At 68.0% G+C, this 26644-nt stretch carries 22 protein-coding genes; 16 read left to right on the forward strand and 6 right to left on the reverse strand.

What is annotated here, in order from left to right:
• Positions 1 to 11 precede the first annotated feature (11 nt).
• Together ACFWAY_RS34630 and ACFWAY_RS34635 are read left to right on the forward strand one after the other, a co-directional pair.
• A complete protein-coding gene (locus ACFWAY_RS34630; RefSeq protein WP_378513709.1) occupies positions 12 to 1382 on the forward strand; it encodes a class I adenylate-forming enzyme family protein in 1371 nt (456 codons plus the stop codon).
• A gap of 18 nt (positions 1383 to 1400) precedes the next feature.
• Entirely contained in the window at positions 1401 to 3092 is a 1692-nt protein-coding gene (locus tag ACFWAY_RS34635; protein WP_378513710.1) for an acyl-CoA dehydrogenase family protein, read from the forward strand.
• Here the strand turns inward: ACFWAY_RS34635 and ACFWAY_RS34640 are convergent.
• Positions 3079 to 4068: a DMT family transporter gene (locus ACFWAY_RS34640; protein ID WP_378513711.1), complete on the reverse strand. Its 990-nt coding sequence runs from the start codon at positions 4066 to 4068 to the stop codon at positions 3079 to 3081. The two genes, ACFWAY_RS34635 and ACFWAY_RS34640, sit on opposite strands and share 14 nt — an antisense overlap.
• Between ACFWAY_RS34640 and ACFWAY_RS34645 the strand changes: the two genes are divergently transcribed.
• From ACFWAY_RS34645 to ACFWAY_RS34665, 5 genes are all read left to right on the forward strand, one after another.
• Positions 4067 to 5476, forward strand: coding sequence for a PLP-dependent aminotransferase family protein (locus tag ACFWAY_RS34645; RefSeq protein ID WP_378451254.1), 1410 nt, complete (start codon positions 4067 to 4069; stop codon positions 5474 to 5476). The two genes, ACFWAY_RS34640 and ACFWAY_RS34645, sit on opposite strands and share 2 nt — an antisense overlap.
• Positions 5477 to 5658: 182 nt before the next feature.
• Entirely contained in the window at positions 5659 to 7125 is a 1467-nt protein-coding gene (locus tag ACFWAY_RS34650) for a class I adenylate-forming enzyme family protein (protein ID WP_378513712.1), read from the forward strand.
• Between the two features lie 71 nt (positions 7126 to 7196).
• Complete coding sequence (locus tag ACFWAY_RS34655; protein ID WP_378513713.1) at positions 7197 to 9017, forward strand: DUF3556 domain-containing protein; 1821 nt, start codon at positions 7197 to 7199, stop codon at positions 9015 to 9017.
• The gene (locus ACFWAY_RS34660) at positions 9014 to 10447 is read left to right on the forward strand and encodes a phytoene desaturase family protein (protein WP_378451251.1); all 1434 of its coding nucleotides are present in this window, start codon (positions 9014 to 9016) and stop codon (positions 10445 to 10447) included. Before ACFWAY_RS34655 ends, ACFWAY_RS34660 begins: the two co-directional genes overlap by 4 nt.
• Positions 10444 to 11076, forward strand: a complete 633-nt coding sequence (locus tag ACFWAY_RS34665) for an enoyl-CoA hydratase/isomerase family protein (RefSeq protein ID WP_378513714.1) — start codon at positions 10444 to 10446, stop codon at positions 11074 to 11076. The genes ACFWAY_RS34660 and ACFWAY_RS34665 overlap by 4 nt, the downstream gene beginning before the upstream one ends.
• Here the strand turns inward: ACFWAY_RS34665 and ACFWAY_RS34670 are convergent.
• Positions 11029 to 12291 carry a PucR family transcriptional regulator gene (locus ACFWAY_RS34670; RefSeq protein WP_378451249.1) on the reverse strand — a complete coding sequence of 421 codons (1263 nt, stop codon included), beginning with the start codon at positions 12289 to 12291 and terminating at the stop codon, positions 11029 to 11031. The two genes, ACFWAY_RS34665 and ACFWAY_RS34670, sit on opposite strands and share 48 nt — an antisense overlap.
• A 288-nt stretch (positions 12292 to 12579) precedes the next feature.
• Between ACFWAY_RS34670 and ACFWAY_RS34675 the strand changes: the two genes are divergently transcribed.
• Both ACFWAY_RS34675 and ACFWAY_RS34680 read left to right on the forward strand, forming a co-directional pair.
• On the forward strand, positions 12580 to 13419 hold the full coding sequence (locus tag ACFWAY_RS34675) for an SDR family oxidoreductase (protein WP_378451248.1): 840 nt from the start codon (positions 12580 to 12582) through the stop codon (positions 13417 to 13419).
• Between the two features lie 164 nt (positions 13420 to 13583).
• Complete coding sequence (locus ACFWAY_RS34680) at positions 13584 to 14798, forward strand: acetyl-CoA C-acetyltransferase (RefSeq protein WP_378513715.1); 1215 nt, start codon at positions 13584 to 13586, stop codon at positions 14796 to 14798.
• 68 nt (positions 14799 to 14866) lie between these two features.
• Here the strand turns inward: ACFWAY_RS34680 and ACFWAY_RS34685 are convergent, their stop codons facing one another.
• The 4 genes from ACFWAY_RS34685 to ACFWAY_RS34700 all read right to left on the reverse strand — a co-directional run bounded on the left by ACFWAY_RS34685 (position 14867) and on the right by ACFWAY_RS34700 (position 18201).
• On the reverse strand, positions 14867 to 15661 hold the full coding sequence (locus ACFWAY_RS34685; RefSeq protein ID WP_378451246.1) for an LLM class F420-dependent oxidoreductase: 795 nt from the start codon (positions 15659 to 15661) through the stop codon (positions 14867 to 14869).
• Positions 15662 to 15821: 160 nt separating this feature from the next.
• Positions 15822 to 16346, reverse strand: coding sequence for a TIGR04338 family metallohydrolase (locus tag ACFWAY_RS34690; protein WP_378451245.1), 525 nt, complete (start codon positions 16344 to 16346; stop codon positions 15822 to 15824).
• Positions 16343 to 17161, reverse strand: a complete 819-nt coding sequence (locus tag ACFWAY_RS34695) for a DUF2786 domain-containing protein (protein WP_378451244.1) — start codon at positions 17159 to 17161, stop codon at positions 16343 to 16345. Before ACFWAY_RS34695 ends, ACFWAY_RS34690 begins: the two co-directional genes overlap by 4 nt.
• Positions 17162 to 17232: 71 nt before the next feature.
• Positions 17233 to 18201, reverse strand: coding sequence for an ABC transporter substrate-binding protein (locus tag ACFWAY_RS34700; protein ID WP_378513716.1), 969 nt, complete (start codon positions 18199 to 18201; stop codon positions 17233 to 17235).
• Between the two features lie 62 nt (positions 18202 to 18263).
• Here ACFWAY_RS34700 and ACFWAY_RS34705 point away from each other — a divergent pair, with 62 nt between their 5' ends.
• From ACFWAY_RS34705 to ACFWAY_RS34735, 7 genes are all read left to right on the forward strand, one after another.
• On the forward strand, positions 18264 to 19202 hold the full coding sequence (locus tag ACFWAY_RS34705) for a sucrase ferredoxin (protein ID WP_378513717.1): 939 nt from the start codon (positions 18264 to 18266) through the stop codon (positions 19200 to 19202).
• Positions 19203 to 19536: 334 nt separating this feature from the next.
• Positions 19537 to 20610, forward strand: coding sequence for an ABC transporter ATP-binding protein (locus ACFWAY_RS34710; RefSeq protein WP_378451241.1), 1074 nt, complete (start codon positions 19537 to 19539; stop codon positions 20608 to 20610).
• Positions 20611 to 20769: 159 nt separating this feature from the next.
• Positions 20770 to 22044: an ABC transporter substrate-binding protein gene (locus ACFWAY_RS34715; protein WP_378451240.1), complete on the forward strand. Its 1275-nt coding sequence runs from the start codon at positions 20770 to 20772 to the stop codon at positions 22042 to 22044.
• A gap of 15 nt (positions 22045 to 22059) precedes the next feature.
• Positions 22060 to 23109 carry a carbohydrate ABC transporter permease gene (locus ACFWAY_RS34720; protein WP_378513718.1) on the forward strand — a complete coding sequence of 350 codons (1050 nt, stop codon included), beginning with the start codon at positions 22060 to 22062 and terminating at the stop codon, positions 23107 to 23109.
• The gene (locus ACFWAY_RS34725) at positions 23106 to 23999 is read left to right on the forward strand and encodes a carbohydrate ABC transporter permease (RefSeq protein ID WP_378451238.1); all 894 of its coding nucleotides are present in this window, start codon (positions 23106 to 23108) and stop codon (positions 23997 to 23999) included. Before ACFWAY_RS34720 ends, ACFWAY_RS34725 begins: the two co-directional genes overlap by 4 nt.
• 9 nt (positions 24000 to 24008) lie before the next feature.
• Positions 24009 to 24200 carry a hypothetical protein gene (locus ACFWAY_RS34730; RefSeq protein ID WP_378513719.1) on the forward strand — a complete coding sequence of 64 codons (192 nt, stop codon included), beginning with the start codon at positions 24009 to 24011 and terminating at the stop codon, positions 24198 to 24200.
• Positions 24201 to 24332: 132 nt separating this feature from the next.
• Complete coding sequence (locus ACFWAY_RS34735) at positions 24333 to 26552, forward strand: transglycosylase domain-containing protein (RefSeq protein ID WP_378513720.1); 2220 nt, start codon at positions 24333 to 24335, stop codon at positions 26550 to 26552.
• The last annotated feature ends 92 nt before the right edge of the window (positions 26553 to 26644 follow it).

Here is a 26644-nt window from a genome sequence, read left to right on the forward strand (position 1 = left end):
CAAGGAGCGCGATGAACATCGTGCGCGTATTCGACAGCAACGTCCGGAAGACGCCCGACAAGGTCTTTCTCCATTTCCAGGGGCGCGACCATACGTATGGTTCCGTGCAGGACGGCAGCCGCCACGCGGCCGCCCTGCTGCGGAAACTGGGGGTCGGGCGCGGCGAGCGCGTCGCCCTCATGTGTTTCAACACCCCCGGCTTCGTCTACGCGATGCTCGGCGCCTGGCGCATCGGCGCGGTGGTGGTGCCGGTCAACCACAAGATGCAGGCACCCGAGGTCGACTACATCCTGCGGCATGCGCAGGTGAAGGTGTGCGTCTTCGACGGCGAACTCGCACCCGTGATCGAGCGACTCGAGACGCCGGTGCAGCTGCTGACCACCGACACCGCCGTGGCGGGCCTCCCCTTCTTCGACGACGCGATCGCGGACCCGGACGGCATCGACGGCATCGACCTCGACGAGAACGACCCCGCGGAAATCCTCTACACCTCCGGTACCACCGGCGCGCCCAAGGGTTGCGTGCACAGCCACCGCAACGTCGTGCTCGTCCGCGAGTACCACCCCGTCCACTTCCTGGAAGCGGTACAGCAGCAACGCATCACGCTGTGCTTCGGACCGCCGGTCATCTACACCACGGCACTGAATGCGGTACCGGACTTCGCCGACTACGACCTGTCCAGTGTCCGGGCCTGGCTCTACGGCGGCGGGCCGATCGGCGCCGACGTGGCGCGCCGGCTCGTCGAGTCGTACCGGACGACCCGCTTCTACCAGGTGTACGGGATGACGGAGACGGGTCCCGTCGGGGCCGTCCTCTACCCGGAGGAACAGCTCGCGAAGGCCGGCTCGATCGGCCGGGCGGCGCTCGCCGGCGTCGACATGCGCCTGGCCGGCCTCGACGGCTGTGATGTGCCCGCCGGGGAGATCGGCGAAATCTGGCTGCGTACCGAGACTGTGATGCAGGGCTACCTCGACGATCCCGGTGCCACCGCAGCCGTGTTCGCCGACGGCGGCTGGTACCGCACCGGCGATCTCGCACGCAAGGACGACGGCGGCTACCTCTACATCGTCGACCGGGCGAAAGACATGATCATCACCGGCGGCGAGAACGTCTATTCCAAGGAAGTGGAGGACGCCATCTCCGGCCATCCCGACGTCGTGGACGTCGCGGTGGTAGGCCGGCCGCACCCCGAGTGGGGTGAGACCGTCGTCGCGCACGTCGTGTGGCGTGAACCGGACGTCGTGGGTGCCGACGACATCCGTGACTACCTGTCGGACAAGCTGGCGCGCTACAAGATTCCCCGCGACTACGTGTTCGCCACCGTGTTGCCCCGCACTCCCACCGGCAAGATCCAGAAGCACCTGATCCGCTCCGCGAGCTGACTCACGAAAGACAGTGTCATGACTACTTTTTCCGAAACGAACGTCACCCATCCCGCACCCCACCGGACGCACGCCGTGCTCAACCAGTCGGTACCCCGCACCGAGGTCAACGAGTTCACCCTCGACACGGTGCTGTCCGAGGGCGTGCGTCGCCACGACGCCGACTGGGCCACCGGCGAACTCACCGACATCGGCGCACTCGTCGGCAGCGCCACGTTCCAGCACGACGCCGAACTCGCCAACACGATCATCCCCGAACTGAAGACGTTCGACCGCTGGGGCAACCGGATCGACGAGGTCGAATACCACCCCGCGTACCACCGGATCATCTCCGCGGCCGTCGCTCACGGAGCGCACACGTCGGCCGGGGCCGATCCGAAGCCGGGCGCGAACGTCGCTCGCGCAGCGGCATTCATGATGTTCGCGCAGATCGAACCCGGACACTCCTGCCCGATCTCGATGACCAACGCCGTCATCCCCTCCCTCGAACTGCAACCCGACGTCGCCGCGATCTGGAAGCCCCGCGCGCTGTCCCGCAGCTACGCCCCCGAACTCGACGCACCCGGCAAGGCGTCCGCGATCTTCGGCATGTCCATGACGGAGAAGCAGGGCGGCTCGGACGTCCGGGCCAACACCACCGTCGCGAAACCCGCCGGTCGCGGCGGTCCCGGCGCCGACTACCTCCTGACCGGGCACAAGTGGTTCTGCTCCGCGCCGATGTCCGACGCGTTCCTCGTCCTCGCGCAGGCGGAAGGCACAGGCGGCGAAGGACTGTCGTGCTTCCTGCTGCCGCGCATCCTCCCGGACGGCACCCGCAACGTCTTCCGCATCCAGCGGCTGAAGAACAAGCTCGGCAACAAGTCCAACGCGTCGTCCGAGATCGAACTCGACGGCACTGTCGGCGTCATGGTCGGCGAACCGGGGCGCGGCGTCCGCACCATCATCGAGATGGTCGCGCGCACCCGCCTCGACTGCGTGCTCGGCAGCACCGCGGGGATGCGGCAGTCCGTCGCCGAGGCGGTGTGGCACGCCCGGCACCGTTCGGCGTTCGGCAAGGTCCTGGCCGATCAGCCCGCGATGACGTCGGTGCTCGCCGACCTGGCGCTCGAGTCGGAGGCGGCCATCGTCACCGCGCTGCGCCTCGCCCGGGCCCACGACGAGGACGCGAGCGAGCAGGAACGCAGCTTCCGCCGCCTCGCGACCGCGGTCGCGAAGTACTGGATCTGCAAGCGCGGCCCGCACCACGCCTACGAGGCGCTGGAATGCCTGGGCGGCAACGGCTACACCGAGGACTTCCCGCTCGCCCGCCGCTACCGAGAGCAGCCCGTCATGGCCGTGTGGGAGGGGTCCGGCAACGTCATCGCCCTCGACGTCCTGCGCGCGATGACCCGCGAACCCGACAGCGTCGACGCGTTCGACGCGGAGGTGAACCTGTCCCGCGGCACCAACGCGGTGCTCGACGAGCACCTCGACCGGGTCCGGCGTCTGCTCGGCGAACTCGCCGGACTCGACGCTGCGGCCGCCCAACTGCGCGCCCGTACCGTCGTCGAATCGATGGCCCTCGCGCTGCAGGCGTCGCTGCTGACCCGGTTCTCGCCCGCCGCCGTCGCCGATGCATTCGTCGACGCCCGCCTCGGCCCCGACCGCACGCACGAATACGGCACCCTCTCCCCGTCCGCCGACCTGCAGGCGATCCTCAGGCGGGCGTAGGCGGCTCCGCCGCCCGTGCGCCTTTTTGGTAGCTGGGACAACCAGAAAGGCGCACGGGTGCGAAGCGCCCTCGGGCTCGGACGGCGGTCCCTGCGCAGACGACCACGGCGACGCCGCCGAGGATGGTGGCCCAGGTGAGCTGTTCACGCAGCAGCAGGGCCGCCCAGCTGATGGTCAACACGGGTTGGACCAGTTGGACCTGGCTGACCTGCGCCATCGGCCCGATCGCGAGGCCGCGATACCAGGCGAAGAAGCCGAGGAACATGCTCACCACGCCCAAGTACGCGAACGCGGCCCACTCGATCGGTGAGCCGGTGGGCGGCTGCCGGATCGCCGACATGACTGCCAGGGTGATCATCAGCGGCGCGGCGACCATCAGCGCCCAGGATACCGTCTGCCATGCGCCGAGTTCGCGGGCGAGGAGGCCCCCCTCGGCGTATCCGACCGCGGCGGCCACGACGGCGCCGAACAGCAGTAGGTCCGCCCAGTGCAAGTGACCAACCCCGTCGCCCTGCATGGATGCGAACACGACAGACGCCAGGGCGCCCACCCCTGCCATGATCCAGAACGACAGTGGCGGATGCTCCTTGCCCCGGACAACAGCGGTTACCGCCGTGGCCGCCGGCAGCAGCGCGATGACGACGGCACCGTGACTGGCAGGCACAGTCGTCAGGGCGAAGGACCTGAGAAGCGGGAAGCCGACGACGATTCCGGCCGCCACCACACCGAGACGCGCCCACTGCACACCTCGCGGAAAGCGCTGCCGGGTCAGCGTCAGAGCTGCCGCCGCGAGCACCGCCGCGATCACTGCCCGGCCCGAGCCGATGAACATCGGCGACAACCCGGTCACCGCCACCCGAGTGAACGGCACCGTGAACGAGAACGCTGCCACCCCGAGCAGGCCCCACCAGAGGCCGGCGCGAGAAGGCGATAACACTGTTGCGCGAATTTGAGTAGCGCTACTATCTACCGTCATGGTCAACGATAGCAGCGTGCGCATCGTCACCGCACTGGGTAAATGGATCGCCCAGGCGCCACCCGGCGCGCGGCTCCCATCGACCCGGTCACTCGTCGCCGAGTACGCGGCGAGTCCGGTGACCGTGCAGAAGGCCCTGCGTACCCTGACTGCGCAGGGGCTGATCGAGAGCAGGCCCGGCGTCGGCACGTTCGTTCGCGCCGTTCGGACGGCCCGGCCGCTCGACTACGGATGGCAGACTGCGGCTCTGCGATCCCCGCAGAGCCGCCTCCCCGCGCTGTCGACTCCGATGCGCCGGGCCCCCAACGATGCGATCGCGTTGCACGCCGGCTATCCGGATCGGGAACTCCTACCCGAGCGCCTGGTTCGATCCGCGCTGACCCGGGCAGCACGCAGCGACGCCGCGCTGTCACCCTCTCCCGCCGCGGGCCTCCCGGAGCTGCAATCGTGGTTCGCCAACGAACTGGGCACCTCGACACCCGTCGGCGTCACGCCGCCCACGGCGAGCGACGTCATCGTTTTGCCCGGAAGTCAGAGCGGGCTCAGCTCCGTCTTCCGGGCCCTGGTTCCCATCGGGCAACCGCTGCTGGTGGAGTCGCCCACGTATTGGGGGGCCATACTGGCCGCGGCCCAGGCCGGAGTGCATGTGGTCCCCGTCCCCAGCGGACCCGAAGGCCCCGACCCGGACGAGCTGGCGCGAGCCTTCGCGGAGACCGGCGCGCGGGTGTTCTACGCTCAACCGAATTACGCCAACCCCACCGGCGCGCAATGGTCGAACATGGTGTCCGAAAACGTATTAGAGGTTGTCCGGGCAAACGGCGCCTTCCTCGTCGAAGACGACTGGGCCCACGATTTCGGGATCGACACCGACTCCAACCCCGTCGCCGCGCACGACGACGCCGGCCATGTGGTCTACCTCCGCTCGCTGACCAAGAGCGTGTCACCGTCCATACGCATCGCCGCAGTCATCGCCCGCGGTCCGGCCCGGGAACGCATCCTCGCTGACCGCGGAGCCTCATCGATGTATGTCAGCGGACTACTCCAGGCCGCAGCACTCGACGTCGTCACCCAGCCCGGATGGCAGACCCACCTGCGCAATCTCCGGCAACAACTCCGAGCACGCCGCGACCTGCTCGTCACCAGCCTGCGCGAGCACGTCCCCCGAGCTCACCTCACCAACGTGCCCAAAGGCGGACTCAACCTCTGGGTGCGCCTGCCCGACGCAACCGATCTCCGGCAACTCGTCCGCGACTGCGAAGCCGCAGGAGTGCTCATCGCGCCCGGCGGCGAGTGGTTCCCCGCCGAACCCGCCGGGCCATTCATCCGACTCAACTACTCCGGCACGAACCCCGGCGCCTTCCCTGAAGGCGCACGCGTGATCGGCGAAAAGCTCGCCCGCAACACCTGAGGCGGCTCCGCCTCCCTGCGTGGTCAACGAGTCTCTGGACTCCTTGGCCGCTCACGGGCGGCGGAGCCGCTTGTCTCCGGCGGACAAATCCCCGCGCAAACTCGAGCCCCACGGAATATTCCGCATCTCGCTCCCCCTGCATAGTGTCGTGGATCACACCACCACTGAAGGGGATCGAAACCGTGTCGGACATCGGCTATTTCGCTTGGGACCTCGCGACAGCACGTGCTGACGCACCGTGCCTGCGCGACGACCACCTCGACCTCACCTACCGGCAGTTCGCCGACCGCGTGGATGCGTTCGCGACGCAACTGACAGACAACGGCGTCCGGAGCGGGGACGTCGTCGCCGTGATGCTGCCCAACCGGGCGGAACTCCTGGTCGCCCTGATGGCCGCGTGGCGGATCGGCGCGACCGCGACCCCGGTCAACCCCACGTTCACCGCCGTCGAGGCGGAATACCAGTTCGCGGACGCCGAGGCCGTCCTCGTCGTCAACGAGGGACCGGGCGCACCCTCCGGCGGCCGCCCGACGATCGCCGTGGCCGACATGGCGACGACCCCGCGCCCGAACTGGGCCCCCGACAGTGGCCCGTCCGGCGACGACATCGCACTCCTCATCTACACGTCCGGTTCGACGGGACGCCCCAAGGGGGTCATGCTCACCCACGACAACCTGCAGTTCATGAGTTCGTCGATGGTCGAGCACTTCTCGCTCACGGCCGCCGACCACTGCCTGCTCGTCCTGCCGCTGTTTCACGTCAACGCGATCTGCGTGAGCTTCCTCGCGCCGATGCTGGCCGGCGGGCAGTTGAGCGTCACCGGACGGTTCTCTCCGGCCCGGTTCTTCGACGACGTCGCCAGGCTGCGGCCGACGTACTTCTCCGCGGTCCCGACCATCTACGCCCTCCTGGTCTCCCAGGACACCGTCGGCGACACCTCGTCGCTGCGGTTCGCGGTCTGCGGGGCGGCACCGATCTCCAAGGAACTCCTCGACCGTGCCGAGCAGCGTTTCGGACTCGTCATCGTCGAGGGGTACGGGCTCACCGAGGGCACGTGCGCGTCGGCGTGCAACCCGCCCGGCGGTGTCCGCAAGCTCGGCACGGTGGGCCCGGCGCTGCCCGGACAGCGGATCGCCATCGCCGGACCCGACGGCGAGCACCTGCCCGTCGGCGTCACCGGAGAGGTGATCGTCGCAGGTGCCAACGTCATGCACGGTTACCGGGGACGCCCCGAGGAGACCACACGGACCGTCGTCGACGGTTGGCTGCACACCGGCGACGTCGGCCGCCTCGACGAGGACGGCTACCTCACCCTCGTCGACCGGATCAAGGACATGATCATCCGCGGCGGCGAGAACATCTACCCCAAGGAGATCGAGAACGCCCTCGCCACCCACGACGGCGTGCTCGAGGCAGCGGTGATCGGCGCACCACACGAGGTGTACGGCGAGGTGCCCGTCGCGTACGTCGTCACCTACCCCGACAGCCCCGTCACCGGCGACCAGCTCACCGACCACCTCCGAGGATGCCTCACGAAAGTCAAACTGCCCGTGTCTATTCACGTCGTCGACGCTCTGCCGCGCAACCCCGTCGGCAAGATCGACAAGCCCGGCCTGCGCAGCCGCCACCGGCCTGCCGCCGTCAGCTGATCCAGTACGCCCCACACCTCGGGACCCACCCGAGGCGATGACCCCTACCCACCTCAGCCCAGGAGCCTCCCATGGGATTCAAAACCGGGAACTTTCCCGACGTCGACCCCGCCACCTTCCTCGACCGCCCGTTCTTCGACCGCATCCGCGCCATGTCGACGCACTGGGTCGACTACGGCTTCGGGACCCCGAAGATGGTGCACACCATCTACATCCTGAAACTACTCGTCCTCTATCTCGGTGTGGGCCTGTCCATCGCGACCTTCACCTCCGGGTACAACGTCCTCGACGTCGGTGCATGGTGGAACGCCCCGGTCGTGTATCAGAAGCTGATCCTGTGGACGATGCTGATCGAGATCCTCGGACTGGGTGGTTCCTGGGGGCCGCTCGCCGGGCACTTCAAGCCCATGATGGGCGGCGCCCTGTTCTGGTTGCGACCCGGCACCATCCGGCTGCCACCGTGGCCGGGGAAGGTGCCGCTGACGTCCGGTGACACCCGCACCGTGTTCGACGTTCTCGTCTATCTCGCCATCCTCGTCAACCTCGCCCTGGCGCTCGGGTTCGCCGGCGTGCACACACCGTCCATCGACGCAGTGCTGCCCGGCAACCACGGCCTGGTGAATCCCACGCTTCTGTTGCCGCTGATCGTCTTGCTGGTCGTGATCGGGCTGCGCGACAAGGTCGTCTTCATCGCAGCGCGCGGCGAGCAGTACTTCCCGGCCGTCGTCTTCTTCGGTGTCCTTCCGTTCGTGGACATGATCGTCGCGCTGAAGCTGCTCATCGTGTCGGTGTGGGTCGGCGCCGGCGTCTCCAAGCTGGGCCACCACTTCTCGATGGTCGTGCCTCCGATGCTGTCCAACACCCCCTGGTTGCCGTTCAAGTCGATCAAGCGCGCCCACTACCGCAGCTTCCCGAACGACCTGCGGCCGTCGGTCGTCGCCGGTGGGGTCGCCCACGTCCTCGGCACCGTCGTCGAGGTGGTCACGCCGCTGGTGCTGCTGTTCACCACGAACGGCACCGTCACCCTGCTCGCGGTCGCGCTGATGGTCGCGTTCCACCTGTTCATCCTGTCGACGTTCCCGCTTGCAGTTCCGCTCGAGTGGAACCTGCTGTTCGCCTACGCGTCGGTGTTCCTGTTCCTCGGCTTCCCGAACGCCAACGGCTTCGGATTGGGAGACTTCTCGTCCCCGCTGCTGCTCGCCGTGATCATCGCGGCACTGGTGTTCTTCCCCATCCTCGGGAACCTGCGCCCCGACCTCGTCTCGTTCCTGCCCTCGATGCGCCAATACGCGGGCAATTGGGCGTCGGCGACCTGGGCCTTCGCGCCGGGCGCGGAGGACAAGCTCGACCAGTTCGTGAAGCGGCCCAGCCAGAACACCCGCACCCAGTTGCTGGCGACCTACCCGCCCGAGGTGGCCGACGTCGTGATGCACCAGCTGCTGGGCTGGCGGTCGATGCACAGTCAGGGCCGCGCCTTGCTCTCACTGATGAGCCGGCAACTCGGCGACAACATCGACACCTACTCCCTGCGTGAGGCCGAATTCAGCTGTAACTCACTGGTGGCGTTCAACTTCGGCGACGGGCATCTGCACAACGAACACCTGATCGCCGCGCTCCAGCGCCGCTGCAACTTCGCCCCCGGCGAGTTCCTCATCGCCTGGATCGAGTCGCAACCGATCCACAAGGGCGTCCAGGAATACAAGGTGATCGACGCCGCCCTCGGCGTGATCGAACGCGGCACCTACAAGGTCGCCGACGCCATCGCCGAGCAACCGTGGCTGCCGAACGGTCCCATCCCGTTCGACGTGCAGTGGACACTGGAGGGAGACATTGCCAGGTCGAGTACGCAGGAGGCGACGGTGCCGGACAATAGTGCGGCGGTGCGGCCGTGACCACCGCAGTCGTGGTCGGCAGCGGGCCCAACGGGCTCGCTGCCGCGGTCCACCTCGCCCGCCACGGTGTCGAGGTGCAGGTCCTCGAGGCGGCCGACACCATCGGCGGCGGCACCCGGTCCGCGGAACTCACCGTCCCCGGACTCGTGCACGACAACTGCTCCGCCTTCCACCCCATGGGCGCCGGGTCGCCGTACCTGCAGACCCTCGACCTCGAACGCTACGGCCTGAAGTGGAAGTGGGCCGACATCGACTGCGCCCACCCCCTCGACACCGGTGACGCCGGACTCCTGCACCGCTCCGTCCACGCGACCGCCGCCGGCCTCGGCGCCGACGGAACCCGCTGGCAGCGGATGTTCGGCGGGCTCGCCGACGGCTTCGACGACCTCGCCGCCGACCTGATGCGACCGATCGCGAACGTCCCGCGACACCCCCTGAAGCTCGCGAGCTTCGGGCCCCGGGCATTACTGCCTGCGACCGCCACCGCCCGGTGGTGGCGCACCGAGAAGGGCCGAGCGCTGTTCGGCGGGGTCGCCGCCCACGCCTACTACCGCCTCGACCGTCCCGCCACGTCCGCGGTCGGGTTGATGATCGTGGCCGCCGGACACCGCTACGGCTGGCCGGTCGCCGAGGGCGGATCGCAGTCCATCACCACCGCGCTCGCCGCGATGCTCACCGATTGGGGCGGCAAGATCACCACGGGCACCCGGGTCCGCGGCAGCCGCGACCTTCCGCCCGCGGACGTCGTTCTGCTCGACGTCGCCCCGTCCGCCGCCGTCGACATCCTCGGCGACCGGATGCCGTCCCGGGTCGCGAAGGCTTACCGCCGCTTCCGGCACGGCCCGGCGGCGTTCAAGGTCGACTTCGCCGTCGAAGGCGGCGTTCCGTGGACGAACCCCGACTGCGGCCTGGCCGGGACCGTCCACCTGGGTGGCACTTTCGCGGAGATCGCCGACGCCGAACGTGACGTCGCGACGGGCCGGATGCCGACGCGCCCCTTCGTCCTCGTCGGCCAGCAGTACCTCGCCGACCCCGGCCGGTCGAAGGGCGACCTGCACCCCCTGTACGCGTACGCCCATGTTCCGCATGGCTATTCGGGCGACGCCACCGAGGCGGTGGTCGCGCAGATCGAACGGTTCGCCCCGGGGTTCCGCGACCGTATCGTGGCCACCGTGAGCAGCGGGCCGGTCCGGCTGGCGGCGTCGAACCCGAACTACGTCGGCGGCGACATCATCGGCGGCGCCAACACCGAGACCCAGGTGGTACTGCGACCACGGATCGCCCTCGACCCCTACAGCACCGGAGTGCCGGGCACCTACCTGTGCTCCGCATCGACGCCGCCGGGGGCAGGCGCGCACGGGATGAGCGGGTACAACGCCGCCCAGTCCGCGCTGCGCTACCTGCGGCGGCGCGGAGGCGACGTCCTGTGAACGCAGTCGTCGACCGGCACGGTTCGATTGCCGTGATCACTCTGGACCGTCCCGGAGACGGGAACGTCGCGGACGCCGAGATGTCCGCCGCGTTCAGTGCGGCGATGGACACGTTCGCGGGTGATCAAGGCCTTCGGGTGGGCATCGTCACCGGTACAGGAGACACGTTCTGCGCCGTTGCGGACATCTCGGCGCTGACCGCCGGGCGGATGAGCGCGTACCGGGGGTTCGCCGACTTCGTTCGTCATCAGGTCGGCAAACCGCTGATCGCCGCCGTGAACGGACTGGCGTCGGATGGAGGCCTCGACCTCATCCTCGGGTGTGACGCCGCCATCGTCAGCTCCGAGGCCACGCTGCGGCCACGGCAGGCACGGGACTCGGTGTTCACGGCGGACATCCTCGAACCGGAAAGGGCGTTGCGTTGCGGGATCATCGATCGGATCGTGCATCCGCACGAAGTGTTGCCCGAATCCTGGCGGCTGGCGCGGGCACTGGCGGTCACACCGCCCGCGCCGGAGGGGATCGCCGCGGCGGTGACGCGTCGGCGCCGCGCCGGGGCACCGCATTTTCGGCGAGGGCAATCAGCCGGGTGTCAAAACTGCCGGCCCCAGCCATTGACACGCGAGTAGTGCAAGTTCGACTGCGAGCCGATCACGGGTGAAATCCTCACCGCGTTCCTCGGCTGCACGCTTGACCCGGTACTTCACGGAGTTGTAGTGCAGGCCTAGTTCTTTCGCCGCGGTGACGTTGCTGAGATTGTTCGCGAGATAGACCTGCACGGTGTCACGCAGGCGGGCGGCGTTGTCGCTGTCGGCTGCCAGCCCACGCAGGACGGCGTGTACCCAGGCGCGGGTCGCGGCCAGGTCGTCGATCAGCAGGGAGACCGTGGACACCCCCGGTTCGTCGTAGGCGGTGACGACGGGGGCGTTCCGGCCGGCGGCGAGTGCGAGCGCCCGGGCGCGTTGCGCGCCACCGTGAGAGTGGCGAAACCCGCTCGGGCCGTGTGCTACCCCGCCCACGGACATCGCGAGACCCGGATACCGCCCGGTGAGAAAGTCGCCCAGTTCGCCGTACCCGCGTCGCGCAGCTTTCCGTGCACCCAGTGGGATCCACACCCAACCGGTGACCCGGTCCGCGGCCACGAACAACGGGTCGGTCACGCCCCCGATGAAGCCGGCGACGTCGTGTGCCGCGGCCTCGATCCTCGCCAGCATGTCACCCGCATCGGTGTCGGACACCCAGATGATCGCGGCGAGGTGACGTTGAAGCAGAACATAATTGAGGGCGGCACCGGCGTCCGGATCGTCGTTGCCTGCCAGTATCTCCTGCACGCGAACAGCCCGGACACCGCTCTGGTGCGCCAGCCAACGCTCACGTTCACGCTCGTAGACTTCGACGACCTGCTGCGAGACCCTGTCGATGTACACCGACATGACGGTGATGATGCGTTGGAGTACCGGCACACCGAGCTCGGACGGGACCGCAGCTCCGCCCAGCTCGTCGAACACGAGTCCGAGCAAGTTGGTCTGCCCCAGCCGATAGGCGCGCACCAGAGCATTGACGGGAACCCCGTGCTGGGCAAGCCGTCTCGCGTACTCCATGGCGGCTGCCGGCGCATCCAGGATGTCCGGGTCGATATCGTGCTGAAGCGTGTGGAAGATGGTGTCGAGATTGCTCTCCACACTTGCACCGAGGAGATCGAACAACTGTCGATCAGCGCGCAGATCCGGGATCTCCGCATAGAGCACTTCGGTGATGTCGCCGGTCAGTGGCACCAGCCGCTGGTTGAGTGAAGCTGCGATGCGTCCGACCAGGAGCGCGACGCGCTCGTCGTGTGAAGCCATGGTGAGGACAATAGAGGGTGTCGGCACCGCAGGTACCCGTTCACCGGAAATCTCTTCTACCAGCGAACTGTCGCGCATGAGTCCAACAGGCCGAGGGGGCTCTTGTCCGGGCAGGACAAAAGCCGGCCGATCATTGGTGCTTCGGAGACGTGGTCAAGGCCGGACGGGCTCTTCTACCGTGAGGAGCGCTCGTTCGACGCCACGAGACTCTCGACGAGAGCCGGGTGCGTCCCCCTGCCCACGGGGCATGAGCAGGTTTCCTCCTCACCAGAAGAACGAAGGAATGCGATGAACGACAACAGTTTCCATGGCCGAACCGCTGTCATGTCCGGCGGAAGTCGTGGCATCGGCCTCGCGATCGCGCGCGCCCTCGCCAGTCGAGGGGGGAACGTTGTCCTGCTCGCCAAGACCGACACTCCCGACCCGCGACTGCCCGGAACCATTCATACCGCCGTCAGTGAACTGAACGAATTGGGTGGACATGCCGTGCCGGTGGTCGGTGACGTCCGCAACGGCAGCGACATCGCCCGGGCCGTCGACACCGCCCGCGACAACTTCGGTGGCGTCGACATCGTGGTCAACAACGCGAGCGTGCTCGACATCTCGAAGACTGAGGACCTCACGCTCAAGAGGTTCGATCTGATGCAGCAGGTGAATGTGCGCGGCACCTTCGCGCTGACCCGCGCCTGCCTGCCCTACCTGCAGAAGTCGGCGAGCCCTCACGTACTGACCCTCTCCCCTCCGCTCAACATGTCACCGCAGTGGCTGGGCGCCCACCCCGGATACATGCTCGCAAAGTACGGGATGACGCTGGCGGCGCTGGGGATCGCCGCCGAGTACGCGGAGGTAGCTCTGTCCAGCAACTGTCTGTGGCCGCAGACGACGATCGCGACAGCGGCCGTGGGCAACCTGCTCGGCGGCGACGCGAGTCTGCAGCACGCGCGGTCCCCGGAAATCATGGCCGACGCGGCAATCGAACTCCTCAGCCGTCCCGCCGGCACCGACAACGGCCGAACCCTTCTCGACGTCGAGGTTCTCGCCGAAGCCGGCGTCACCGATTTCACAAGCTACGGAGGTACTCCGCCCCTCGCGATCGACATCTTCGTCGACGCGGTGGTCTCCGGATGACATCCGGCCCCATCGAGCACCACCGCGGGCGTCCGGGGGTTGACACCACGCCGCCGCCGCGGACAATATATGCAAACGCTTAGAAAATAAGCATATGCTTAGAACTGAGGGGCTGCAGGTCCGCACCGACTGCCGTCCACCACGTCAATCGGTAGGAGTTACCCATGCCCGAGGCTGTCATCGTTTCCATCGCCCGTTCCCCGATCGGTCGCGCCATGAAGGGATCGCTCAAGGGCATGCGCCCCGACGACCTCGCCGCGCAGATGGTCCAGGCGGCACTGGACAAGGTGCCCGCGCTCGACCCCACCGACATCAACGACCTGATCCTGGGCTGCGGTCTGCCCGGCGGCGAGCAGGGGTTCAACATGGGCCGCAACGTCGCGGTCCAGCTCGGCTACGACTTCATCCCCGGCACCACCATCACCCGGTACTGTTCGTCGTCGCTGCAGACCACCCGCATGGCCCTGCACGCGATCAAGGCCGGTGAGGGCGACGTGTTCATCTCCGCCGGCGTCGAGACCGTCTCCCGGTTCGTCAAGGGCAACTCCGACTCGCTGCCCGACACCCAGAACCCGCTGTACGCCGACGCACAGACCCGCACCGAGAAGCTCGCCCAGGGCGGGCGGCAGTGGGTCGACCCCCGCGAGGAGGGCCTGGTCCCCGACACCTACATCGCGATGGGCCAGACCGCGGAGAACGTCGCGCAGATCACCGGCATCACCCGCGAGGAGCAGGACCGCTGGGCGGTGCGCTCGCAGAACCGCGCCGAGGAGGCCATCAACAACGGCTTCTTCGAGCGGGAGATCACCCCGGTGACCCTGCCCGACGGCACCGTCGTGACGAAGGACGACGGCCCCCGCGCCGGCACCACCTACGAGGCCGTCAGCCAGCTCAAGCCCGTCTTCCGTCCGGACGGCACCGTCACCGCCGGCAACGCGTGCCCGCTCAACGACGGCGCCGCCGCCCTGGTGATCATGTCCGACACCAAGGCCAAGGAGCTGGGGCTGACCCCGCTGGCCCGGATCGTGTCCACCGGGGTGTCCGGGCTGTCGCCGGAGATCATGGGTCTCGGCCCGATCGAGGCGTCCAAGCGGGCCCTCGCCATCGCGGGACTGGGCATCTCCGACATCGACCTCGTCGAGATCAACGAGGCGTTCGCCGTCCAGGTGATCGGGTCGGCGCGGGAGCTGAACATCGACGAGGACAAGCTCAACATCTCCGGCGGCGCGATCGCTCTCGGTCACCCGTTCGGCATGACCGGTGCCCGCATCACCGCCACGCTGCTCAACAACCTGACCACCCACGACAAGCAGTTCGGCCTCGAAACCATGTGCGTCGGAGGCGGTCAGGGCATGGCGATGGTCCTCGAACGGCTGTAGGCGGCTCCGCCACCCGTGCGCCTTTTTGGTTGTTCCGGCTACCAGAAAGGCGCACGGGTGCGAAGCGCCTACGCCAGGCCGGACAGCGGCGGCGGGGTGTTCTCGTCGCGCCAGGCGATGGCCTCCTTCAGAGTGCTGAGGTCGTAGTCGGGACCGCCCACACCTACGGTGAAGAGGGTGACGCCGGCGTCGACTTGGGCTGCCGCGTCCTCGACACCCGGCCACGATGTGGAGTGCTGGATGCTGTCGGGGCTGCGTCCGGCATCCTGTGCGTACCCGGCGAGGATCCCCGACTTTCGCTTGTACGTGTCCATGTCGCTGAAGCTGTGCCAGATGTCGCCGTATTTCCCGACCAGCGGCAACGTCTTCTTCTCGCCGCCACCGCCGATGAGGATCGGAATGTGCCGGGTGGGTGCGGGTTCCAGCTTGCCGAACCGGGCGGTGATCCGCGGAAGATACTCGGCGAGCAGGTCGAGCCGTGACCCGGCGGTACCGAATTCGTAGCCGTACTCGTCGTAGTCGCGCTCGAACCAGCCCGAGCCGATGCCCAGGATCAGCCGTCCGCCGCTGATGTGATCGACGGTGCGGGCCATGTCGGCGAGGAGGTCCGGGTTCCGGTAGCCGGCACACGTGACGAGCGCGCCGATCTCCACTCGCTCCGTCTGCTCGGCGAACGCCCCGAGCATCGTCCAGCACTCGAAGTGGGCGCCGGCCGGATCGCCGTACAGCGGATAGAAGTGATCCCAATTGAAGACGATGTCGACGCCGGCGTCCTCGGCCCGCAGCACCGCGTCGCGGATCATCCCGTAGTCGGGCGCGTGCTGCGGCTGAAGTTGGACACCGATGCGAACTGGACGAGTCATTCGTGGCTCCTCGGAGTAGACGTTGGGCCTTCTCGATCCATAGTGCTCGCGCGACGGCCGGGCGCACAATGAACCGGCCGAGCGGACGATCTGAGCGGGCGAATGTGCCGTCCGACGCCTCAGGTGCGTCGAAAGGTACATCCACCCGGCGGTCGCCGCCTCAGTTCAGCCGCACCCCGCCCGCGAGGAGCATGGTCCGCAGGACGAATGCCGCCTCGGGGCCGATGATCTCCCCGACCAGGGTGAGGTAGCGGTCCACGTACTCCGGTCCGTGCGGCGCGACCGTCGGGTACTCGGGGTCGGACGGATCGAGGTGATGGGCGATCTCGTGGAGCACCACCAGTTCGCGGAACGCCCAGGCGCTCCCGTTCCGATGCTCGGGTACCGCGATTGTCGCGCAATCGTTTTCGTAGTGGGCGGCCTTGTTGCCCGACCGCGCGCGGACGTGAATCGGGGTGGCCGCCCGCGTCCATGTGGACCGCACCCAGTTCAGGGCGAGCACCCGGTCCACGTAGTCCTGCACCGAGTCGATCGACGCGAACTTGCGTTCCACCGGCAGCGTCACCTGCGACCCGAGAACGTCGACGACGCGCAGCCCGCGCTCGTCGGCGCGGTCGAACATGGTGCGCACGAGGGCTTCCGCGTCGTACACGGCGGTCCGCTGGGTGTCGCGGGGTCGCTTCACGACGGGATCTGCTTTCGGGAGGTCGACAGTTCGGGTGAGTTGCTCAGGCGGGCGGTCCGGGCGGCGCGGTCGCCGGCCCGGCGGGCGCTCGACGAATGTCCGGCGGACGCCCGCCCTCCTCGCCACATCCCGCGGGCCTGCGAGTTCTCCGAGTAGTAGTCCTTCAGCTCGAGCTGCTTGTCGCGCAGGACCAGCGCCGTCTCCGCCGACGACTCCAGCACGGACACTGCCTGCTCCTCGGCCTCCTTCTTCGCGTCGGCGAGGCGCTGCCCGATCCGCGCGGCGTAGGCGAGCTGGAAATTCAACCGGGCGGTGACACCGGCGACGGGGCGTCGCACCCGTGTCGCGACCCGGCGGCGTCCGCGCTTCTCGATTTGCGTCCGCACCGTCGTCTCGCTGCGGTACTCCCCCGACTTGATGTACGCGTCGGACGCCCGGACCATCTGGATCAGCAGGCTCGCGTACAGGGCCTCGCAGACATCGATGTCGCCCGCGAACCCGTATGCGTAGATGACGGCCGACGTCTGGGCGATGTCGCACTGGACGTCGTTGGCGGCGGCGATCACCAGGAACAGCTGCGCGTACGTCCGCAACCCCTTCTTGCCCGGTTCGCCGATCGTGATCAGGCGCTGCGTGGGAGTGGCCCGCTTCTCCCTGCCCGCCGCGTGTGCACGCGCCACCGCGAGGTCGATCGAGGCGGCGGTCGCGAGCCGTTGGGCGGCGGCCATGAAGGCCTCGCCCTCGTGCGGGTTGTCGGTGGATTCCGCCTGCCGGAGGAGCCCACCGATGCGGGTCAGCATCTTGTCGGAACTCACCAGGGGAGGCTAGCGCCCGTGCGCCTTTCTGGTCGTCGGCGCTACCAAAAAGGCGCACGGGCGCGAAGCGCCTACAGCCGCTCGAGGTCGTCGAGGATCAGGTTTGCGCCGGTGAGACCGATGCCGGTGATCCACACCCGGTAGTCGGTCTGGCGGACGCCGTCGCGTCGTGACGGCCCCATCTGCCCGACGAGTGCGGGGTCGATCCCCAGTTCCCCCGGTGCGGACGTGTTGGCGACGAACGCGATGTCGGAGTCGATCTGGGCGACGTTCTCGAGTGAGATCTCGGACATGTCGTTCTTCGCGTCCCACGGTTGTCCAGTGATGGTGTAGCCGGCCGCGGTCAGCACGGAACCGGAGAACGTGCCGGGTCCGTGGAGGCGCAGACCGTCGTCCATCACGCGGATGACGTGCGCGGTGCGGCCCCGGTTGGTTTCGCTCAATGCGGCGGCGCGGGCGTGGAACGCCGACAGCTTCTGCTCGGCTGCTTCCGTCTCCCCCATGGCCTCGGCGAACAACCGCAGCGTCCCTTGCCAGTCGACCGCCGGCGACACCGCGAACACGGTGGGCGCGATCGCCGACAGCGCGTCGTACAGGTCGCCGTGCCGCTGCTTGCTGCTGAGGATGAGGTCGGGCTGCAACGCGGCGATTGCCTCGAGGTTCGGTTCGGCGATCGACCCGACGACGGTGGTGCTGTCCAGTCCGCCGCCGAGGTAGGCAGGCAGCGCGTCGGCGGAGCCTGCCTGAGCCGCGCCGACCGGTGTCTTCCCGAGCGTGACGACGGTGTCGATGGGCAGGCTGTCGAGGGCGACGATGCGACTGGGCCGGTTGCTCACCGTTGTCGTGCCCATGGCGTGGGTGACGGTGCGCTGCCCGCTGCTGTCGCTGCCCGTTGCGGCGTCGGGTCGCGCGCATGCGGCGGTGAGGGCGGCCAGCGCGGCTGCTCCCAGCCCGGCACCGAATTCTCGTCGCGTCAGGGCGTCGACGATCTCCTGCCATTGGACGTCGGTGACATTCGGGGAGCACGTAGCTGAACGCATCCTGGACCTCGATCTTGAAGGGGGTAGAAGATAGGCGAACCTAACCTTATACAGTCTGTTGCGTGAGCGTGCAGACGACGACGTCGCCCGAGGGGTGGACGCCACCGGCGTGCGCGGCGCTTTCCCGGTCACTCCAGGAGCCGTTGTGCGGCACCGCGCCCCGGGTGCGGGGCTGGCTGCTGATCGAGCAACCCGGACCGTGGGGTCGCGACCGGCTCCGGCAGAGCCGCCTCGATCCGGTCCTCGGCGACGCGCTCGCCGCCCGGTGCGCCGATGAGGGGGTGCGTCCGGTGCTGATCCGCACCCGGCAGCGCCGCGACGTCGCCGCCGGACGTCACGTCTACCTCGTGCGTCCCGGACGCACCGAGGGCTGGGCGGAGCGACTGCTGGTGCGCGAGGACCGGGAACTGCTCGACCTCGACCTGGACCTCACGAATCTGCCGCCCGGCCGAGGGGAACGCCTCGATGCCACCGAATCACTCTTCCTGGTCTGTACCCACGGCAAGAAGGACGCCTGCTGCGCGTCGTTCGGACGCCCCGTCGTCACCGGTCTCGGCCACCGCGACGGACGGGTCTGGGAGTCGACGCACGTCGGCGGCGACCGGTTCGCCGCGACCGTGGTGTGCCTGCCGTCGGGCATCTACTACGGCCGGGTCACCGCGGAGGCCGCGGAACACATTGTCGCCGAGCATGATCGCGGACGGGTGGTGCTCGAACACTACCGCGGCCGGTGCACCGACGACCCGGTGCTGCAGTTCGCCGAGCACGCTGTCCGGGTCGAGCGGTCGCTGCTCGGACTCGACGACGTGATCCCGCTGTCGGCGGTCCCGCGACCGGACGGCGACACCGACGTCCTGGTCCGGCACCCGGACGGCACCGACCGGGTCCGGGTGCGCACGACCCGCACCGAACCCCGCCTGACCGCCTGCAGCGCGGGTGTCGTGGACAGCCCGGACCGGTTCGAGGCGGCTCCGCCACCCGTGCGCCGTTCTGGTAGCTAGGACAACCAAAAAGGCGCACGGGCGCGAAGCGCCCCTGCGGCAGGCGGTCTCGTTACGGTCACACCCGCGACTCATGGTGTTCACGCGGCATTCACGCCCCCGACCCATCGAGGCGTTCATCCCCACCTGTGGAGAAACCTGTACATGAATGTGGCCAACGCGATTCGGACCGAGGGTAATTCGGCCGCATCGACATCGGTGGCGGCGCGAGGAGGACTGACGGCGGTTGTGCGAGCCGATCATCCGCCGACCCACAGGTGAGTGAGAAAGTGCGTCAACAGGTACATTTTCACGAACCTGTGCGCGGCGCCGGGTAGAAGGGACTTCGACGTTCATGGCCACAGTGACCTATGACGGTGCCACCTGCCTGTTCCCCGGCTCGGACAAGCCGGCCGTCGATACGCTCGACCTGAAGATCGAGGACGGTGAGTTCCTGGTCCTCGTCGGCCCGTCCGGCTGCGGCAAGTCGACGTCGCTGCGGATGCTGGCCGGGCTCGAGGACGTCCACAGCGGGCGGATCCTCATCGGTGACCGCGACGTCACCACCCAGGAACCCAAGGAACGCGACATCGCGATGGTGTTCCAGAACTATGCGCTGTACCCACACATGTCGGTGGCCGAGAACATGGGTTTCGCGCTCAAGCTCGCCGGCGCCGCGAAGGACGACATCCGCACGCGCGTCGAGGAGACGGCGAAACTCCTCGACCTCGAGCCGTACCTGGACCGCAAACCGAAGGCGCTGTCCGGCGGCCAGCGGCAGCGTGTCGCGATGGGACGCGCCATCGTCCGGCAGCCGCAGGTGTTCCTGATGGACGAGCCGCTGTCCAACCTCGACGCCAAGCTTCGGGTGCAGACGCGCACCCAGATCGCGCAGCTGCAGCGCCGCCTCGAGACCACCATGGTGTACGTGACGCACGACCAGGTCGAGGCCATGACGATGGGCGACCGGGTGGCGGTGCTGAAGGACGGGGTGCTGCAGCAGTGCGCGTCGCCCCGCGACCTCTACAACAAGCCCGTCAACGTGTTCGTCGCCGGTTTCATGGGGTCGCCGTCGATGAACCTCTTCACGCTGCCGATCACGTCCGACGGCGTCGTGCTCGGCGACGCGACCATCCCGCTGCCCCGGCAGCTGCGTGCCGACAGCGACGAGCGTCAGGTGGTCGTCGGGATCCGCCCCGAACACCTGGAACTGTCGACCACCGGCATCCCGATGGAGGTCGCGGTGGTGGAGGAACTCGGATCCGACGCCTACATCTACGGCCGCAGCACCGTCAACGGGGAGACGCAGCAGTTGGTGGCCCGCGCCGACTGGCGGAACCCACCCCGCAAGGGTGACCTGGTGAAACTGCACGTCGACCCGTCCCAGGTGCACCTGTTCTCGGCGTCCGAGGGCTACCGGCTGAGCTGACCCCGCGGTGGCCGGAGCGGTTCCTGACCGATTCAGGTCGGGGGTAATGCGGGCCTTCGACGGTGTTCCATGCCACAGTATGTTCCGACACCGCGCCGGTGCCCCGAGTTCCGTCGTGCCGGTAACGGGTTCATCCACATCTACCTACGGGGAGACTCCATGGTTCAGATTTCGAGAGCGGTCCGGCGCGCCGCGGTGTTTGCCACCGCTGCCTCGCTGGTCACGCTCACCGCTTGCTCGAGCGACAGCGGCAGCGACTCCACGTCGGAGAACCTCGACGGTCGCGGACCCATCACGTACGTCGAGGGCAAGGACACCACCGAGACCGGTGTCGTCCGCCAGATCATCGACGCATGGAACGCCGAGCACCCGGACGAGCAGGTGACGTTCAAGGAGCAGTCGAACGACGCCGATCAGGCGCACGACGACCTGGTCCAGCACCTGCAGGCCAAGCAGTCCGACTACGACGTCGTGGCACTCGACGTCCCCTGGACCGCGGAGTTCGCGGCCAAGGGCTGGCTGCAGCCGCTGACCGGCGAGTTCGCGGTGGACAACACCGGAATCCTCCCCGCCACGGTCGACAGCGCCACCTACAACGGCACCCAGTACGCGGCGCCGAAGAACACCAACGGCGGCCTGCTGTACTACCGCAGCGACCTGCTGCCCGCCGCACCGAAGACGTGGGACGAGCTGGCCGCCGCGTGTGAGGTCGCGAAGACCAACAACATCGACTGCTACGCCGGTCAGTTCGCACCGTACGAGGGCCTGACGGTGAACACCGCCGAGGTCATCAACGCGTACGGCGGCTCGTTCGTCGGCGAGGACGGCAAGACGCCGACCATCGACAGCCCCGAGGCCCGCGCCGGCCTGCAGGTGCTGGTCGACAACTTCAAGGACGGCGACATCCCGGCCCAGGACACCACGTTCAAGGAGCCGGAGAGCCAGAAGGCGTTCGAGGACGGCAAGGCGCTGTTCCTGCGCAACTGGCCCTACGTGTACGGCACGGCCGACAAGGATTCGTCCGCGGTCAAGGGCAAGTTCGCGGTCGCCCCGCTGCCCGGCAAGGACGGCATCGGCGCCTCGACCCTCGGTGGCTACAACGCCGCCATCAGCGCGTACTCCGAAAACAAGGCGACGGCCCGCGACTTCCTCACCTTCCTGCAGGGTGAGCAGGCTCAGCGGATCATCGCCATGGGCTCGCTGCCGCCGGTCCGCGCCGCACTGTACGACGACCCGGAGATCATCGCGGCCTACCCGTTCATGCCGACGCTGAAGGTGTCGATCGAGAACGCCGTTCCCCGTCCGGTCACGCCGTTCTACCCCGCTGTGTCGAAGGCCGTGCAGGACAACGCCTACGCTGCCATCAAGGGCGAGAAGTCGGTGGATCAGGCGATCACGGACATGCAGTCCGGCATCCAGTCCGCAGGCTCGTAGAGCACAGGAGTGAACATGGCCGTTCCGACTGGGACCACCAGTGGAGCGCCGGCCCGTCCCGCGGCCGGGGATTCCGACCCCGGCCGCGGGACGCGTGAGAAGAGCGAGAACAGGCGGCGCTTTGGGCTGAGCAGTCGCCGCGCGTGGCTGTTCGTCGTCCCGACGCTGGCTGTGCTGGCCGTCGTCATCGGCTACCCGGTGATCCGGGCAGTGGTGATGTCGTTCCAGAAGGACGCGGGACTCGATCCGACGACCGGCATGTTCGTCGAGGGCGGCTGGGCCGGGTTCACCAACTACACGCACTGGATTCTGCAGCAGTGCACCTCCCCGAGCGGCGTGGCGGTGGCGTGCCCGCCCGGCACGCTCGGCTCGCAGTTCTGGTCGGCCGTCGGGAACACAGCGTTCTTCACCGTCGTCACGGTGGGCCTCGAGGTCGCGATCGGCCTGTGGATGGCGATCATCATGGGCAAGACGTTCAAGGGCCGCGCCCTGCTGCGTGCGGCGGTCCTGATCCCGTGGGCCATCCCGACCGCGGTCACCGCCAAGCTCTGGTACTTCATCTTCGCCTACGACGGCATCGCCAACCGCCTCCTCGGCACCGAGATCCTGTGGACGTCGGACGCCTGGCCCGCCCGATTCGCGGTGATCATCTCGGACGTCTGGAAGACCACCCCCTTCATGGCCCTGCTGATCCTCGCCGGACTGCAGATGATCCCGCAGGACGTGTACGAGGCGGCGCGGGTCGACGGCGCCTCCGCGTGGCAGCGGTTCCGGCAGATCACGCTCCCGCTGGTGAAGCCGGCGCTGATGGTCGCGATCCTGTTCCGCACGATGGACGCCCTGCGCATGTACGACCTGCCCGCCATCCTGACCGGCGGCAACCCCGCCACCACGACGGTGTCGATCCTCGTGGTCGACCAGGTGCGGCAAGGGTTCAACAGTGCGTCCGCACTTTCCACCATCACGTTCCTCCTGATCTTCGCGGTGGCGTTCGTCCTCGTGAAGTTCCTCGGCGCCAACGCCGTCGAGACTCAGGAAGCCCAGCGAAAGGGGCCGAAGCCGTGACCCATCGCGCCCCGGAGCTCGAACTCCCGAGCAGGCCCGTCCCCCGCAACCGTCCGAAGCGGTTCGCTTTCAAGAACTCCCGCATCTACATCGGTGTCGCGATCATCCTCGTCTGGGGGCTCGCACCGTTCTACTGGATGATCGTGACGGCGTTCCGCGACCCCGACTACACGTTCGACACCACACCCTGGCCCACCCACCTCACGCTCGAGAACTTCCAGAACGCACTGTCGACGAGCAGCGGCAACAACTTCACCCGGGCCGTCGTCAACAGCATGATCATCGGCGGAATCACCACCGTCGTCGCCCTCGCCGTCGGCATCTTCACCGCCTACGCGCTGGCCCGCATCGAGTTCCGGTTCAAGTACGTGGTGGTCGGCATCGTGCTCGGCGCGTCGATGTTCCCCGTCGTCGCCCTCGTCACTCCGCTGTTCCAGCTGTTCACGAACATCGGCTGGATCGGCACCTACCAGGCGATGATCATCCCGAACATCTCGTTCGTCCTGCCGCTCACCATCTACACGCTGACGTCGTTCTTCAAGGAACTCCCCTGGGAGCTCGAGGAGGCAGCCCGCATCGACGGCGCCAGCCGCGGTCAGGCGTTCCGTCTGGTGATGTTGCCGCTCGCGGCGCCCGCCCTGTTCACCACCGCCATCCTCGCGTTCATCGCGACCGTCAACGAGTACCTGCTCGCCAGCCAACTCTCCAGCGACGCCACCGAACCGGTCACGGTCGCGATCGCCCGGTTCTCCGGCAACGACCCGCACGTCGTGCCGTACGCGGCGATCATGGCGGCGGGCACGATCGTCACCATTCCGCTGGTGATCATGGTGCTGCTGTTCCAGCGTCGCATCGTGTCGGGCCTGACGGCCGGCGGCGTGAAGAGTTAGGGGCCGGTCGTGCATCCGGTGGCGAAGCGGCAGCGGCTCGAGGTTCTGATCGGCATCCTCGGGTTCTTCACGGTGATGGCGTTCATCGCCGCGGTCGTCGAGGTCGTCCGCGGCGACCCCGGCGTCACCCCCGCGTTGGTGTTGCTCGGTTGCCTGGTGCTGTCGGCGCTGGCGATCGTCGCCCGAAATCGGGTGCGCTGAAACAGTACGGTCGGTATGGATATTTGCTGAGCGTTAGCGCGGCGCGCGTCACACTGGAGGCCGTTCACATAACATACGTACGGGTGGGTGCGATGATCCTCCGTGACCGGATAACTGACCGGGAGTGTGTAAGTGAGCTCTGGCAACGACGAGACGGGCAATCATGCCCCCGATCCGGGGGCCACACCGCCCGTAGACGACGGTTCGGCTGACACGAGCACTCCATCACCGGACGGGACGAAGAAGCGCAACCGGTGGCGCACGGTCCGCCGCGTGAGCCTGGTCGTGATCGCATTGCTGCTGGTCGTCCCCCTCGTCGCGTTCCTGGTCAGTTACGTCCGCGCCGAGATCCCGCGCCCGTCGGACATGAAGACCAACCAGGTGGCCACCGTCTTCGCTGCCGACGGCACCACCGAGCTGACCAAGGTGATCCCGCCGGAGGGCAACCGCACCGAGATCGCGCTCGACGCCATTCCCCAGCACATCCGCGACGCCGTCCTGTCGGCGGAGGACCGCAACTTCTACTCCAACCCCGGCTTCTCCGTCACCGGGTTCATGCGTGCCGCCCGCGACAACGTCCTCGGCAAGGAAAGCGCGGGCGGCGGGTCGACGATCACGCAGCAGTACGTCAAGAACGTGCTGGTCGGCGCGGACCGCAACGTGTACCGCAAGATGCGCGAACTCGTGATCTCCACCAAGATGGCTCGCGAGTGGTCCAAGGACGAGATTCTCGCCGCCTACCTGAACACCATCTACTTCGGGCGCGGCGCGTACGGCATCGAGGCGGCGTCGCGCGCCTACTTCGACAAACCGGTCGGCGACCTGTCGGTGGCCGAGGGTGCGGTGCTCGCATCCGTGATCCAGAGCCCGTCCTACCTCGACCCCGAGGCCAACCTCGACCAGCTGCAGGCGCGCTGGAACTACGTCCTCGACGGCATGGTCGCGATGGGTGTGCTCAGTCAGCAGGACCGCAGTGCGGCGGAATTCCCGGTCACCGCGCCGTCCAACCGGCCCACCGACGCCAACTCCGCGCCGGGTCCCGACGGCCTGATCCGCAACCAGGTGCTGCGCGAGTTGTCGGATGCGGGGATCTCCGAGCAGACCCTCAACACCGAGGGGCTGCAGATCACCACCACGATCGACCCGCGGGCGCAGCAATCCGCGATCGACGCCGTCCACGACAACCTCGAAGGTGAGGATCCGGGGCTGCGGACCGCGGTCGTGTCCATCGACCCCCGCACCGGCGGTGTGCGCGCGTACTACGGCGGCGAGGACGGCGCCGGCTTCGACTACGCCCAGGCGCCGTTGCAGACCGGGTCATCGTTCAAGGTGTTCGGCCTGGCCGCGGCGCTGGAGCAGGGCATCCCCCTCTCCGCCCGCTTCAGCAGTGCACCGCTGACCGTCGGCACCGTGCAGATCGGCAACGTCGAGGGCGAGTCCTGCGGCACCTGCACCATCGCGGAGGCGACGAAGCGGTCGCTGAACACGAGCTTCTACCGGTTGATGATGTCGCTGGACAACGGTCCGCAGGCCATCGCCGACGCCGCCCACAAGGCGGGGATCCCGGAGTTCATTCCCGGGGTGCAGGGCAAGACGCTCAGCGAGAACGGCGGCGAACCCGAGGGCGGCATCGTGCTCGGCCAGTACCTGTCGCGGCCGATCGACATGGCGTCCGCGTACGCGACACTCGCGGCGTCGGGCATCTATCACCAGCCGTATTTCGTGCAGCGGGTCGTGACCGCCGACGGCGTCGTGCTCCTGGACCGCGCACCCAGCCCGGGTGAGCGCCGGCTCGATGCCGCGGTGGCCGACAACATCAGTCAGGCACTGATGCCGATCGCCTCCTACTCGCGGGGCCACGCGCTGGCCGGGGGACGCCCGTCCGCGGCGAAGACCGGGACGGCGCAGCTCGGGGACACCGGTGAGAACAAGGACGCCTGGATGGTCGGTTACACGCCGTCGCTGTCGACAGCGGTGTGGATCGGCAAGGCCGATGCGACCGCCATCAACAACAGCTGGGGTGGGCTGGTCTACGGTTCGGGTCTGCCGTCCGACATCTGGAAAGACACGATGGACGGCGCCCTCGATGACACCGATTGGGAAGACTTCCCGTGGCCCGACCCGATCGGCGGCCAAGCCGGTGTGCCGACGTGGACCGGTCAAACCAGCGGCGACGGAACGGGAACCGGCACCAGCGGGGTTGTCCCGCCGCCCGGCGCGCCCACTCCCGCGCCCGTCGAGGTTCCGCCCCCGGCCGTCCCGGTCCCGCCCGTTCCGCCGGTGCCCGCACCAGTCCCGGCGCCGACCCAGATCGAAATCCTGCCGGGCGTCATCATCCCGCTGCCGGGTTAGCCGCAATACCGTTTACTTAGAATCACACGGCTGTTATTCTCGAGCCCGTGCCACGTGTGGGATGGGTGAAGCCGAGCAGTGATCAGCGGTTG

Source organism: Rhodococcus sp. NPDC059968 (assembly GCF_042738615.1).
Classification (GTDB): Bacteria; Actinomycetota; Actinomycetes; order Mycobacteriales; family Mycobacteriaceae; genus Rhodococcus_F.